Here is a 13,855-nt window from a genome sequence, read left to right as displayed (position 1 = left end):
TCTATTTGTTCGATACATCAAACATTACTTACAAAAAGGTAACAATTAAATATCAGTATCTTTCAGTATTTTTCTTATACCAGCAATTTCTTTTAATTTTTCTCTTGCTTCAGATACAGGAGACCCAAAATAAGTTTTCCCTCCTTCTAATCCTTTAGAAACACCTGTTTGTGCCAATACAACCGCCTTTTCTCCAATGGTAATTCCGGAAGTAACACCAACTTGCCCCCATAAAGTAACCTCATCTTCTACAATCACACATCCTGCTATACCTGTTTGAGAAGCGATCAAACATCGTTTCCCTATCACGGTATCGTGACCAATATGAACTTGATTATCAATTTTTGTGCCTTCTTTTACCAAGGTATCACCAGTCACACCTCTATCTAAAGTACAGAGTGCCCCCAAATCAACATTATCCTCTAAAACAACCCTTCCTCCTGATATTAATTTATCAAAACCTGTTTCTCTTTTCTTGTAATAAAAAGCATCTCCACCTAATACTGTACCACTATGTATGGTTACATTATCACCAAGAATACAATTATCATATATAGCTACATTCGGATGAATCAAGCAATTCTTTCCAATAATTACATTATTTCCTATAAACACATTTGGCTGAATAACAGTATTCTCTCCAATTACAGAAGATTCGCTAATACTTGCTGTACTGGCTATAAATGGGTTAAAATGTTTCGTTAATGTATTAAAATCTCGAAAAGGATCCTCAGAAATTAAGAGTGCTTTTCCTTCTGGACAAGCTACCTCTTTATTAATCAAAACAATAGTCGCTGCTGATTCTAAAGCTTTATCATAATATTTCGGATGATCTACAAAAACGATATCTCCTGGCGTGACAACATGAATTTCATTCATTCCCAAAACAGGAAAGGAATCAGGTCCAACGTATTTACAATTTAATATTGTAGCAATATCTTTCAATTCTTGTTGTTCTTTGAATTTCATCTTGTTTACTTTTAAAAGAAAAAGGAACCTTACTCAACTAGAATTAGTTAACCGTAAGATTCCTTTATGATGGTTTTATTGTAATTTCTAAACGATATAATTACTCCTTGATACGCTCTTGGTAAGTACCTTTCGTCGTTTCAATTTTAATCTTGTCTCCTTCATTGATAAATAAAGGTACATTAATTGTTGCTCCTGTTTCAACAGTAGCAGGTTTTGTAGCATTCGTAGCCGTATTCCCTTTTACTCCAGGTTCAGTATACGTTACTTCTAAGATTACATTTGCTGGCATATCTACAGCTAATGGTAATTCATCTTCTGCTCTTACAACTACGGTTACAACCTCTCCTTCTTTCATCAATCCTGGAGAATCTAAAATCGCTTTTTCCAAAGTAATTTGATTGTAATCAATTGTATTCATAAAGTTGTACATATCCCCTTCTGCATATAAATATTGATACTTTCTAGTTTCAACTCTTACCTCTTCAATCTTATGACCTGCAGAGAAGGTATTATCAATTACTTTCCCTGTTGTTAAACTTTTTAATTTTGTTCTTACAAAAGCAGGTCCTTTTCCTGGTTTTACATGTTGGAACTCAATTATTTTATAGGTATCACTGTTATACTTGATACACAATCCATTTTTAATATCTGATGTTGATGCCATTATATGTTTTCTTTTAACTATTAAAATATCCTTTCATAATACCTCTTTGTGAAGTTTGTATGAACCTTATGATTTCATCTCTCTCGTTTGATACTTCCATTTCAGCCTCAATAATTCTTATCGCTTGGCTGTTGTTGTATTTACTTTGAAATAAAATTCTGTATATATTCTGAATTTCTCTAATTTTCTCAGTTGTAAACCCTCTACGTCTTAGTCCCACAGAATTAATACCAACGTACGATAAAGGTTCTCTTGCTGCCTTCACAAATGGTGGTACATCTTTTCTTACCAAAGATCCTCCCGTTACAAAAGCATGATCTCCAATAGAACAAAACTGATGAATTGCTGTCATTCCTGCTAAAATTACACTGTTTCCAATATTAGCATGCCCAGCTAAAGTACTTCCATTTGAAAAAATACAATCATTACCCACAATACAATCATGTGCAACGTGACAATAAGCCATGATCAAACAGTTGTTACCAATCACAGTTTTCAATCTGTCAGAAGTTCCTCTGTTGATTGTAACACATTCTCTTATGGTTACATTATCACCAATAATTGTTTTTGTTTCTTCCCCATTATACTTCAAGTCTTGAGGCATTGCAGAAATAACTGCTCCAGGAAAAATTTTACAATTCTCACCAATTACAGCCCCCTCCATAATGGTAACATTAGAACCAATCCAAGTTCCTGAACCAATAGTAACATTATTATGAATTGTAGAAAAGGGTTCAATTACCACGTTTCTAGCAATTTTTGCTTGAGGATGAATATATGCTAACGGTTGATTCATATTATTGTTTTTTTGCGATTTGTGCCATTAATTCAGCTTCTACTACTACTTTATTATTTGCATATCCAAAAGCTTGCATATGACAAATACCTCTTCTAATAGGAGACATTAATTCGGCTTTAAAAATCAAGGTATCACCTGGTAATACTTTTTGTTTAAATTTAACATTATCCATTTTCATAAAGAACGTAAGATAATTCTCTGGATCTGGTACCGTACTTAATACTAAAACACCACCACATTGTGCCATTGCTTCAATTTGCAATACTCCTGGCATTACGGGTGCATCTGGAAAATGTCCTACAAAAAATGGTTCATTCATTGAAACATTCTTAGAACCCACTACATAAGTATCCGTCAACTCCAATATTTTATCTATCAATAAAAAAGGAGGTCTATGAGGAAGAATCTCCATAATTCTATGAATATCCATCAAAGGAGGTGTATTCAAATCGTATTGAGGCACCTTATTTCTTTTCTCTTTTTTTATAATGTTTGCTAATTTTTTTGCAAATTTAGTATTGATTGAATGCCCTGGCTTGTTGGCTATTACTTTCCCTCTTATAGGTGTTCCTACCAAAGCTAAATCACCAATTACATCTAACAATTTATGCTTTGCTGCTTCATTTGCCCAATGCAAGGTTAAATTATCTAAAACACCATTTGCCGTAACTGAAATAGCATCTTTATTGAATGCTTTTTTCAATTTTGTCATGGTATTGTCTGAAATTTCTTTATCAACATAGACAATAGCATTATTCAAATCTCCACCTTTAATCAAGTTGTTATCCAATAACATCTCTAATTCATGTAGAAAACTAAAAGTACGTGCATTTGCAATTTCCGACTTAAAGTTACTCATCTTCTCTAAAGAAGCATTCTGAGTACCTAAAATTTGAGTCCCAAAATCAACCATTGTAGTTACTTGGTACTCCTCAGAAGGAACAATCATTATCTCACTACCAGACTCCTCATCACGGTAACTGATAATTTCTTTTACTATGTATTCATCAACAACAGCTTCTTGTGATACAATACCCGCTTCTTCAATTGCTTGCACAAAAAACTTAGAAGAACCATCCATAATTGGTGGCTCAGACGCATCTAATTCGATAATTAAATTAGTAACTCCCAATCCTACAGCTGCCGCCAAAACATGCTCAGAAGTATTTATACTTACTCCATTTTTCTCTAAATTAGTACCTCTTTGTGTATCCGTAACATATTCAGCTTTCGGCTCAATACTAGGTTGCCCTTCTAAGTCAACCCTAACAAAAGCATACCCATGATTTTCAGGTGCAGGTTTAAAAGTTAACGTTACCTCTTTTCCTGTATGTAATCCAATACCCTTAAGAGTAATTTCTTTTTCTATAGTTTGTTGGTTGCGTTGCATTCTATTTTTCTTTTAATGCTTTAATTTCTTTTTCTAATTCGTTTATTTTCTCGACATATGATGGTAGGTTCCTAACAATAGCAGATGACTTATTCCATTTCTGAATATTGTACGCAGGAAAACCAATAACAATGTCCTTATCTTTTACATTCTTGCGCACCCCAGAAAATCCTGAAACAACTACATCATCTCCAATCTTTATATGTCCAGCAAAGGCTGCTTGACCACCAATCATTGTTCTCTTACCAATTTTAGTAGAACCTGAAATTCCAGTTTGCGCCGCGATAACGGTATTCTCATCAATTTCACAGTTGTGGGCTACTTGAATTAAATTATCCAATTTCACACCTTTTCTAATAATTGTAGATCCCAATGTAGCTCTATCAATTGTTGTATTAGCACCAATATCTACATTATCTTCTATAACTACATTCCCAATTTGAGGAATAGCCGTGTATACTTTATGTTCATCTGGAGCAAACCCAAAACCATCAGCACCAATAATAGCACCTGAATGAATTTTACAATTATTACCTATTTTACAATCTGAGTAGACTTTTACACCACTGAATAAAGTAGTACCACTTTCAATTGTAACATTGTCACCAATGTAACAGTGAGGATAAATTTTTACGTCATCTCCTATTTTTACATTGTTTCCTATATAGGCAAAAGCACCTAAATAAATATTAATTCCTATCTCAGCTGAATCACTTACAAAATGTGGTTCTTCTTTACCTGATTTATTCTGTTTTACTTCGTTATAAAAAGTAAGCAGTTTGGTAAAAGCCGCATAGGCATCATCTACTTTTATTAAAGTTGCCGAAATTTCTTTTGTTGGCTCAAAACTCTTATTTACAATTGCCAAAGAGGCGTTTGTTGTATATATATAAGAGGTATACTTTTCATTAGATAAAAAGGTCAAAGCTCCCTCTGTCCCTTCTTCTATTTTTGCGAGTTTAGAAACCTCAACATTGGGATCTCCCACAATATCGCCTTCTAATAACTCTGCTATTTGCGTTGCTGTAAATTTCATTGCTTGCAAAAGTATAAAATTAATATGGTTTCTGCCAATCCTATTTCTTTGGATAACATATGAAGTATTTGACCACAGGTTTGGTCAAGGCTTGAATATTTAATTGATCTGATGCCTCAGTAATATCCTTTATGTCTCCCTTTTTGAAATAAATATTTATTTTACTTTTCAAAGAGTCATACGCTTGATTTTGAACACAATCTGTAAAAACAAAATAACTCAACTCTTCCTCTGACAATCCTAATTCCTTTTGTTTCGATTGAAATACCGAATTGAAATAGTCTTCATCAATCGGTTCATTTTTCAATTCAATTTTCAGCAGGCTTCTATTAATAATCATTTTAGATAAGCTTGATAATACTTTATCCTCATGACTGATCCAATCTTTTATGGCTGAAAGAATATCATAATCATCTAATTTGGCAAAGGTTTTTAGTACGTCAAAATCAAAATTATTCTCCGATATTTGATTTTCTAAAAAGAAACTAAATGCCTTACTTCCGCTTAAGGAATTTCCTTTTTTCGATAATTCATTCGCTCTCCTCAGTAAATTGACAAGCATTTTTTCTGCAACTACACCTGTTTTATGTAGGTATACTTGCCAATACATTAACCGTCTACCTACAATAAATTTTTCAGCAGAATAAATTCCTTTTTCTTCCAGTACCAATTCATCATCCACTACATATAACATGGCGATCAGACGTTCAGAATTTATATTTCCTTCAGCAACCCCACTGTAAAAGCTATCTCGTTTCAAGTAATCTAATCGATCCATATCTAATTGACTAGAAATCAATTGATGCATGAATTTTCTTGGATATTTCCCTTCAAATACTTGAATAGCTAAACTTAATTGCCCTTCAAATTCTTTATTTAATTCCTTCATATAAAATAAAGAAATTTCTTCATGACTAATTCCTGTAACGATACTATGTTCTAGTGCATGTGAAAATGGACCATGCCCAATATCATGTAATAAAATAGCAATATAAAGAGCTGTTGCCTCCTCATCAGATATTTCTACACCTTTAGACCTCAACGTTTGAACGGCACTCTGCATCAAATGCATACATCCAATTGCGTGATGAAATCTCGTATGATGTGCTCCAGGGTATACCAAATAAGAAAGTCCCATTTGAGAAATCCGTCTTAATCGCTGAAAATAAGAGTGTTCTATTAAATCAAAAATTAATGCATTCGGAATAGCAATAAATCCGTAAATTGGGTCGTTTAATATTTTTAATTTATTTGTTTGTTTGGCGCTCAAAATTTTGTTTTTTTGATTGTAACAAATATAACATTCTTTAATAAACAGTAACCAAATATTCAATTATTAGCTCTATTGCAAATGATTGCTTTAAATAACACGAAAGGCAAAAAATGAAAAACATACATATTCTTTGGGTTGATGACGAAATTGAATTATTAAAACCTCATATTTTATTTCTAGAAGGTAAAAACTATGAGGTTTCAAAATGTACAAATGGAGCAGATGCCATTGATTTAATCGCTGAAAACAATTATGATATTGTTTTCTTAGATGAAAACATGCCTGGATTGACAGGTATTGAAACATTGACAGAAATCAAAAACTCAAAATCAAATCTGCCGGTAATCATGATTACAAAGAGTGAGGAGGAGTATATCATGGAAGATGCTATAGGCTCTAAAATTGCAGATTACCTTATCAAACCAGTTAACCCTAGTCAAATATTATTAAGTTTAAAGAAAAACTTAGATCACTCTCGATTGATTTCTCAAAAAACAACTTCAAATTACCAACAGGAGTTTAGAAAAATCTCAATGGATTTAGCAATGGTTAACTCTTATGAAGAATGGATTGAACTGTATCAAAAACTGCTGCATTGGGAGCTAGAATTAGAAAACATTAGTGATTCAGGAATGCTAAGTATTTTAGAAAGCCAGAAACAGGAAGCTAATAGCTTGTTTTTTAAGTTTATTAAAAAAAACTATCAGGATCTTTTAACAGAAAATAACAGGCCAGCTTTTTCTCATACACTTTTTAAAGAGGAAATACTTCCTGAAATGACCAATAAAAATGGAACTTTGCTAATTGTCATTGACAACCTTAGATACGATCAATGGAAATCTATTGAAACGCATATCAGTCCGTTCTATAAAAAAACAAAAGAAACTCCTTATTTTAGCATCCTACCCACAGCAACGCAATACGCACGAAATGCTTTTTTCTCAGGAATGACTCCATTAGATATGGAAAAGCAATATCCTGAATTTTGGAAAAATGATGAGGATGAAGGTGGTAAAAACTTGCACGAAAAAGATTTTCTAGCTGCTCAGATCAAAAGATTAAAACCAGAGCTTACATTTGACTACAACAAAATAACAACTTTAAAAGGCGCCAAAGAATTAGATGCCAATTTCAATAGTTTAAAGGCGACTGATCTTTCTGTGATCGTGTATAATTTTGTGGATATGTTATCACATTCTAGAACAGAACTAGATGTCATAAAAGAGCTTACTGGTGATGAAAAAGCATATAGATCTCTCACACTAAGTTGGTTTAAAAACAGTCCTATTTTTAACACAATTCAAAAAGCAAAAAAAGCGGGTATGCAGTTAATAATTACCACAGATCATGGGACTATCAATAGTAAAACACCAACAAAAGTAATCGGAACTAAAAGCATCAGTTCCAATCTTAGGTATAAAACGGGTAGAAGTTTAACCTATGAAGACAAAGATGTTTATGCTGTCCAAAACCCAAAAGATATTTTTCTACCAACACAACATATGAATAGCTCGTTTATATTTGCAAAAGAAGATCTGTTTTTTGCGTATCCAAATAATTACAATCATTTTGTGAAATATTATAAAAACACCTACCAACATGGAGGAATTTCTTTAGAGGAAATGATCATTCCATGTGCTATCTTTGAACCAAAATAATTTTCTATTAAAATCATCATGGAATTAGAATACACCCTAGAAAACTTAAAGGACACAGTACAAGAAATCCTTAAAAATGCAAAACATAAAACATTTTTATTTTATGGTGAAATGGGAATGGGCAAAACAACATTGATCAAGGAACTAGCAAAACAACTAGGTGTTGAAGAAGAGGCAAGTTCCCCTACATTTTCACTAGTAAATGAATACGTTACAAATAGCAAAGAAAAACTATACCATTTTGACTTCTATAGAATTAATCATGAAGAAGAAGCATATGACATTGGCCTAGAAGAATATTTATATAATGACGCTTGGTGTTTTATTGAATGGCCTTCTGTACTAGAAAATTTATTACCTTTAGAAAGTGTTAAGCTACGCATCACCAAAAATGATGACAATTCTAGAACGATAAGTATAGAAAATTAACGCAAAAAAACTGCTAACCTACGTACCAAATAAATATGAGTCAACATTTTTCCCCATTCAGCAAAGAAGAATTAATGCCGCAAGAAGAAAAACTTGAAACTCAAAAACAAAAAGGAGAACTTTTTATTGGACTTCCCAAAGAAACCTATTTTGAAGAAAAAAGAATTTGTCTGACCCCTGATGCAGTGGCGGCAATGACTCAATGTGGTCATAGAATCGTAGTAGAAACAGGTGCTGGTGAAGGAGCAAATTTTACAGATCAAAATTATTCTGAAGCTGGAGCCAAAATCGCTTATAACCCTAAGGAAGTGTTTGGTTGTAATATTATTTTAAAAATTGAACCTCCTACACTTAAGGAAATAGAAATGATCAAACCGCAGACTATTTTAGTTTCTGCACTCCAATTAAAAACGCAGGAAAAAAAATATTTTGAAGCCTTAGCCATCAAAAGAATTACTGCTATTGCCTTTGACTTCATTAAAGATCATGAAGGAATGTATCCAGTAGTTCAATCACTTAGTGAAATTGCTGGAACTGCCTCTATCCTTATTGCGGCAGAGTTAATGAGTACTCAAAACAAAGGGAACGGATTACTGCTTGGAAACATCGGAGGAGTTCCTCCGGCAGAAGTAGTTATTATTGGAGCTGGTACCGTAGGAGAATTTGCTGCAAAATCAGCCATTGGACTCGGCGCTTCAGTGAAAGTTTTTGACAATTCCATCTCCAAACTAAGATGCCTGCAAAAAAGTCTAAACCAACCAATTTACACTTCTACCCTGCAACCTCGAACTTTACAAAAAGCATTGATGCGATGTGACGTTCTAATTGGAGCTATTAGAGGTAAATCTAGAGCCCCGATTGTAATAACAGATGCTATGGTTCAATTAATGAAACCAGGATCCGTTATCGTTGATGTTAGTATTGATCGTGGTGGTTGCATTGAAACCTCAGAAGTAACAACACATAGTCATCCAACATTTAACAAACATGATGTTGTACATTATTGTGTCCCTAATATTCCTTCCAGGTATGCTCGAACAGCAACTGTATCGATAAGTAATATTCTAACACCTTTTTTAATACATATTGCCAATGAAGGAGGTTTTGAACAAGCATTTAGAAAAGAAAGAACGCTAAGAAGTGGAATGTATTACTACCATGGAATTCTAACGAATAAAGCCGTTGGAGAATGGTTCAACTTACCTTATAATGATATCAATCTGTTAATCTTATAAATATCTGTTTTTCTTTATGTTTTTCGCTTTATAATGGTATTTTTGCGCCTTAAAATCATCTTATGAACATAGCTAATCGCTTCATATATTTCTTTTTCGGACTAACGCTAGGTGTTATTGCTGTACTATTTTTAGCAAAAAAAAAGAACATACAATTTCCATATGGACCTGATGCAAGGACCTTAAAAAGTATTCGTGTTAAAGAAAAACGTTTTTTTTCTGATCAAGCAAAAAAAGCCTACACTCAATATAATTTAGACTCTATTCAAATGGAGTATCTATTAACGCAAAGTGATGTAGACTTTTCCGAAAGTGATACTGATACGAAAAAACCATGTCAAACCTACAAAATCAATGGAGAGCTAAAAGACATGGAAGTTTCTCTGTTGGTTAAAAGATGTGATTCATCTGCTACCTTTGAAGAAATCTTTATTAAAAAAAAAATAAAAAAATGAGCCTCAACTTAGTGAACCCAAACAATTTTGAAAAAATCATTGATGGTAAAAATGTGCAACTTTTTACCTTGGCTAACAATAACGGTCTCACTTCTCAAATCACCAATTTCGGAGGAAGAGTAGTTTCTCTTTGGGCTCCCGATGCTAATGGCAACTTTGAAGATGTCGTTTTAGGCTATGATAATTTAGAAACTTATATAACACCTCCTAGTGAAGTTTATTTAGGAGCACTTATTGGAAGATACGGAAACAGAATCGCTGAAGGAAGATTTGAATTGAACGGGAAAGAATTTAATGGAGCTATTAACAATGGTCCAAACCATTTACACGGTGGTTTAAAAGGTTTTTCGCATGTAGTTTGGGATGCTGTATTACTAAATGAATCTCAACTAGAATTGAGTTATATTTCTAAAGATGGAGAGGAAGGATACCCAGGTAATTTAAAAGTTACTGTTTTATATAGTCTAACAGATAACAATGCATTGGAAATTGAATACAAAGCTACAACAGACCAAGCAACTCATGTGAACCTTACGAATCACTCGTACTTTAATCTAAATGGTGCTGGTTCTGGAACTATAAAAAATCACTTGTTACAGTTAAATGCAAACAGTTATTTACCTACAGATGAAACTGCCATTCCACTGGGTAATCCTGAAAATGTAGAAAACACTCCTTTTGATTTTAGAACTTTGAAACCAATAGGTCAAAACATCAACGATTCTAATAAACAATTAGAAATGGCACATGGATATGACCACACCTTTGTTTTCGCAAATCAAGATAAAAAAGAAATTGCTGCATTCGCAATTGATCCGATCTCAAAAAGAACATTGACCGTTTATACCAACGAGCCAGGAGCTCAATTCTATACAGGTAATTGGGTAACAGGATGTGGAACAGGAAAACAAAACAAAACGTACCTTAACCAAGATGCCTTTTGTATTGAAACACAACATTTCCCTAACACCCCAAATACATCAGAATACCCTACAACCTTATTAAACCCGGGAGAAGAGTATTATTCTTTTTGTAGTTATCAATTCGGAATCCAAAAATAAAAGCCATCCATTATTTGATTGCTTTCTAGCAATGGGTTAAAATAGTCAGACAAACAGGTAAAAACGTTACTGAAAAATTGAATCACAATAAGTTACTTTGTAATTCAGATCAGTTACTTTTTACCTGTTTTGATTTTAACCCTATTTGATACTAAAAGAAAACAATGAAATATACATCCACAAAAGGCCAGGTAAAGTTTACAATTTTTGTATTATTATCTAATTTTGTCAATCTATTATATGGGCAAGTCTATCCAGCATCTGATCCAACAAACATTGACGGTTGGATTTTAAATGAAGCTTTAAGTGATGAATTTGATGGAAACACATTAGACAAGGACAAATGGTGGATTCTTGGAGAAAACGATGACTATAGAAATAAATGGAAAGGACGTGCTCCAGCTCAATTTGCAGCCTATAATGTATCAGTTGTCAACGACGAATTAATACTATACTCTAAATGGGATCCAAATTTTGAATTTGCAAATGAATCTTTAGGAGATATTCCGTATGGAGGAGAGAACAAAAGCCAACCAATTACACAAGCTGCCATTATAAGTGAACGCTTTTTTAAGTATGGGTACATGGAGATAAGATGTATTGCAGCCGATGCACCTGTCACCTCTTCATTCTGGACAACCGGCTACCACTCTGAAATTGACATGACTGAGAATTATGGTAAAAGACCTATTGGAAATCCAGAAAATAGACCAGAAGAATTAGAAAGAAAATACCGTACCAATATGATAAGCTGGGATCCTGATGCCGCTGATGATCATACAAATTACAAAGTAGAATCTACACTTGATGTGAGAGTTGCAAGCGACTATTTTGTTTATGGTTTTGAATGGGATGAAGACTATATAAAAATATATTTTGAAGGGGAATTATTAAGAACCGCTACAAGAGCTGAACTAGAAGCCAACGACCAATGGAGACATCAATATCCACAAGAACTTTGGCTTGATTCTGAAGTGTTTTCATGGTATGGTATGCCGACCTTAGCCGACTTAACTCCTGATGCCGAATATAAAATTGATTATGTTAGAATTTGGCAAAAAGAAATTATTGGTCCCGATTTTTATTCTTTAGGCTTCGAAGGTCCTTTTTATTACCAAGGTCGCAGCCGAAACTGGTCTACAAATCCCAATTCTGGTTTTAGATTAAAGGACGAAAAAGCAGCAAGTGGAGATATCTCACTACGGTTTGAAAAAGCAACTCCTTATGCTACGAACACTTATGCTGATGCACCATTTGGTTCACTAGATCTACCTTCTGGAAGCAATAAAATATCGATGAAAATATGGATTGATCCGGATACAGAAATTGATAGAATCTATTGCCAACTTAAAAACCCTAGTACAACCATTTATATCGATTTGGCTGATGTTCAAAAAGGGTCTTGGCAAAACATCTCTAAAACATTCAATAGATCCACGGCATCAGATACTAACTTAACAGATGGAGATAGACTATCTATTCGATTAAGAGGACAGGATATTTCAAGCTCAAGTGCCTTATTATATATTGATGATATTGTTTTTGAAAATGACAACACGGCTTCAATTAGCACCACAAGGGAACAAATAGATTTTAAAATAATTCCTAATCCAGCTCAAGATTATATACAAATTAGTTCTGAAAGCAAAGGTCAAATAAATATTTATAACGCTACAGGTATCAGTATTCTATCCTCACAAAAAAACTCTGATTTACTAGAACTAAACACTCAAAACCTTACCCAAGGAATTTATTATATTCAACTTACTAGTGAAAAAGGAAGCTCTACAAAAAAATTTATCATCAATTAATTATCTTTCTGTTTTCTTAGACACAAGTGAAACCCCAAAAATAACAACTGCAGTTCCTAAAACTTGACTCAAAGTTAATTCTTCTCCCAGAATTATATATGCCAATATTATTGTGGAAATTGGACCAATACTTGCTATAATTGAAAAATTATTACTGCCAATTAGTTCTATCGACTTAGAAACCATGAATGAAGGAATAATCGTTGATAAAATAGCCATGCCAATTCCTAAATAATATACTTCATTTGGATACCCCAATAAATCAATTTCGTGGGTAAAAAGATAATGGAATAAAACACAAACAGTACTAACAATCATCGCATAGGAAGTAAAACGTACCACTCCAAACTTGGGTATCAACCAACCACTACCAACCAAATACATGGCATAGGTTAACGCACTCATAAAAATCAATCCAACCCCTAAAAACAAGTTCTCACTAGACATATCGAGTTCCCCAGAAAAAGCGGTAAGTACACCAATATAAGTTAGAAAAATTGCAAAAATTTGAATTCTAGAAATTTTAGTTTTCAAAAACACCCGAGAAATAATTAGCACTAAAGTAGGGTACACAAATAACACTATTCTTTCTAAACCTGCTTTTATAAATTGCAATCCTTCAAAATCAAAATAACTAGCTAAATAATACCCTACAAATCCGAAAAACACCAACCATAAATAATCTGTTTTTTTAATGTTATTTTTTGACGTTCGAAAAGTGACACAAGCGATAATAATGTAAACGGGCAACGAAAACAACATCCGAAGTAACAATAAACTTACAGAATCAATTTCATATTGATATGCTAATTTTACCATAATTGCCTTTGCCGAAAACAACACCACCCCAATTATCGCTAAAAATACACCAAGAGTATTTGTCTTAATTTTTACCATAAAACAAATATGATTCTTTCTTATTAGTCAATTCCTTAAAATAAATTCATTATACGATGTTCAAGATCGATCTTCATCCATTATTATCATTTACGAATACTAATAGAAGTGAGTATTCTACAACAATTATATCAGAGTCAACCGAAACATATGTTCTAACCTTAAAAACCATGGT

General features: G+C 33.2%; 13 protein-coding genes. 6 read left to right on the top strand and 7 right to left on the bottom strand.

Features of this window, described 5'->3' with window-relative positions; genetic code table 11:
• Nucleotides 1-45: 45 nt before the first annotated feature.
• From AC2DZ0_RS01700 to AC2DZ0_RS01675, 6 genes are all read right to left on the bottom strand, one after another.
• The gene (locus AC2DZ0_RS01700) at nucleotides 46-969 is read right to left on the bottom strand and encodes a UDP-3-O-(3-hydroxymyristoyl)glucosamine N-acyltransferase (RefSeq protein ID WP_484643276.1); all 924 of its coding nucleotides are present in this window, start codon (nucleotides 967-969) and stop codon (nucleotides 46-48) included.
• A gap of 100 nt (nucleotides 970-1,069) precedes the next feature.
• Complete coding sequence (gene efp / locus AC2DZ0_RS01695) at nucleotides 1,070-1,636, bottom strand: elongation factor P (protein ID WP_484491298.1); 567 nt, start codon at nucleotides 1,634-1,636, stop codon at nucleotides 1,070-1,072.
• A gap of 13 nt (nucleotides 1,637-1,649) precedes the next feature.
• Complete coding sequence (lpxA, locus tag AC2DZ0_RS01690; protein WP_484491297.1) at nucleotides 1,650-2,432, bottom strand: acyl-ACP--UDP-N-acetylglucosamine O-acyltransferase; 783 nt, start codon at nucleotides 2,430-2,432, stop codon at nucleotides 1,650-1,652.
• A gap of 1 nt (nucleotide 2,433) precedes the next feature.
• Nucleotides 2,434-3,825, bottom strand: a complete 1,392-nt coding sequence (locus AC2DZ0_RS01685) for a bifunctional UDP-3-O-[3-hydroxymyristoyl] N-acetylglucosamine deacetylase/3-hydroxyacyl-ACP dehydratase (protein WP_484643275.1) — start codon at nucleotides 3,823-3,825, stop codon at nucleotides 2,434-2,436.
• A 1-nt stretch (nucleotide 3,826) separates the two neighbouring features.
• Nucleotides 3,827-4,861, bottom strand: a complete 1,035-nt coding sequence (gene lpxD / locus AC2DZ0_RS01680) for a UDP-3-O-(3-hydroxymyristoyl)glucosamine N-acyltransferase (RefSeq protein WP_484491295.1) — start codon at nucleotides 4,859-4,861, stop codon at nucleotides 3,827-3,829.
• A gap of 40 nt (nucleotides 4,862-4,901) precedes the next feature.
• Nucleotides 4,902-6,131 carry an HD domain-containing protein gene (locus AC2DZ0_RS01675; protein ID WP_484643273.1) on the bottom strand — a complete coding sequence of 410 codons (1,230 nt, stop codon included), beginning with the start codon at nucleotides 6,129-6,131 and terminating at the stop codon, nucleotides 4,902-4,904.
• A 113-nt stretch (nucleotides 6,132-6,244) separates the two neighbouring features.
• Between AC2DZ0_RS01675 and porX the strand changes: the two genes are divergently transcribed.
• The 6 genes from porX to AC2DZ0_RS01645 all read left to right on the top strand — a co-directional run bounded on the left by porX (nucleotide 6,245) and on the right by AC2DZ0_RS01645 (nucleotide 12,783).
• Nucleotides 6,245-7,792 (top strand): T9SS response regulator signal transducer PorX, encoded by a 1,548-nt coding sequence (gene porX / locus AC2DZ0_RS01670; protein ID WP_484643272.1) that lies wholly within the window; start codon nucleotides 6,245-6,247, stop codon nucleotides 7,790-7,792.
• Between the two features lie 18 nt (nucleotides 7,793-7,810).
• Complete coding sequence (tsaE, locus tag AC2DZ0_RS01665; RefSeq protein WP_484643270.1) at nucleotides 7,811-8,221, top strand: tRNA (adenosine(37)-N6)-threonylcarbamoyltransferase complex ATPase subunit type 1 TsaE; 411 nt, start codon at nucleotides 7,811-7,813, stop codon at nucleotides 8,219-8,221.
• Between the two features lie 35 nt (nucleotides 8,222-8,256).
• Nucleotides 8,257-9,456, top strand: coding sequence for an alanine dehydrogenase (locus AC2DZ0_RS01660; protein WP_484491291.1), 1,200 nt, complete (start codon nucleotides 8,257-8,259; stop codon nucleotides 9,454-9,456).
• 62 nt (nucleotides 9,457-9,518) lie between these two features.
• Nucleotides 9,519-9,911 (top strand): DUF4258 domain-containing protein, encoded by a 393-nt coding sequence (locus AC2DZ0_RS01655; RefSeq protein WP_484491290.1) that lies wholly within the window; start codon nucleotides 9,519-9,521, stop codon nucleotides 9,909-9,911.
• The gene (locus AC2DZ0_RS01650; RefSeq protein ID WP_484643268.1) at nucleotides 9,908-10,972 is read left to right on the top strand and encodes an aldose epimerase family protein; all 1,065 of its coding nucleotides are present in this window, start codon (nucleotides 9,908-9,910) and stop codon (nucleotides 10,970-10,972) included. Before AC2DZ0_RS01655 ends, AC2DZ0_RS01650 begins: the two co-directional genes overlap by 4 nt.
• Nucleotides 10,973-11,136: 164 nt before the next feature.
• On the top strand, nucleotides 11,137-12,783 hold the full coding sequence (locus AC2DZ0_RS01645; protein ID WP_484643267.1) for a T9SS type A sorting domain-containing protein: 1,647 nt from the start codon (nucleotides 11,137-11,139) through the stop codon (nucleotides 12,781-12,783).
• Here the strand turns inward: AC2DZ0_RS01645 and AC2DZ0_RS01640 are convergent, their stop codons facing one another.
• A complete protein-coding gene (locus tag AC2DZ0_RS01640; RefSeq protein ID WP_484643265.1) occupies nucleotides 12,784-13,680 on the bottom strand; it encodes a DMT family transporter in 897 nt (298 codons plus the stop codon).
• Between the last annotated feature and the right edge of the window lie 175 nt (nucleotides 13,681-13,855).

The sequence above is a fragment of the Flavicella sp. IMCC45668 genome (assembly GCF_057219105.1).
This window is presented reverse-complemented; position numbering and strand designations above follow the sequence as displayed.

Bases quoted from the DNA above. Each gene is read 5' to 3' on its own strand.
- AC2DZ0_RS01700 (WP_484643276.1), bottom strand. From the start codon at position 969: ATGAAATTCAAAGAACAACAAGAATTGAAAGATATTGCTACAATATTA.
- efp (WP_484491298.1), bottom strand. From the start codon at position 1,636: ATGGCATCAACATCAGATATTAAAAATGGATTGTGTATCAAGTATAAC.
- lpxA (WP_484491297.1), bottom strand. From the start codon at position 2,432: ATGAATCAACCGTTAGCATATATTCATCCTCAAGCAAAAATTGCTAGA.
- AC2DZ0_RS01685 (WP_484643275.1), bottom strand. From the start codon at position 3,825: ATGCAACGCAACCAACAAACTATAGAAAAAGAAATTACTCTTAAGGGT.
- lpxD (WP_484491295.1), bottom strand. From the start codon at position 4,861: ATGAAATTTACAGCAACGCAAATAGCAGAGTTATTAGAAGGCGATATT.
- porX (WP_484643272.1), top strand. From the start codon at position 6,245: ATGAAAAACATACATATTCTTTGGGTTGATGACGAAATTGAATTATTA.
- tsaE (WP_484643270.1), top strand. From the start codon at position 7,811: ATGGAATTAGAATACACCCTAGAAAACTTAAAGGACACAGTACAAGAA.
- AC2DZ0_RS01660 (WP_484491291.1), top strand. From the start codon at position 8,257: ATGAGTCAACATTTTTCCCCATTCAGCAAAGAAGAATTAATGCCGCAA.
- AC2DZ0_RS01655 (WP_484491290.1), top strand. From the start codon at position 9,519: ATGAACATAGCTAATCGCTTCATATATTTCTTTTTCGGACTAACGCTA.
- AC2DZ0_RS01650 (WP_484643268.1), top strand. From the start codon at position 9,908: ATGAGCCTCAACTTAGTGAACCCAAACAATTTTGAAAAAATCATTGAT.
- AC2DZ0_RS01645 (WP_484643267.1), top strand. From the start codon at position 11,137: ATGAAATATACATCCACAAAAGGCCAGGTAAAGTTTACAATTTTTGTA.
- AC2DZ0_RS01640 (WP_484643265.1), bottom strand. From the start codon at position 13,680: ATGGTAAAAATTAAGACAAATACTCTTGGTGTATTTTTAGCGATAATT.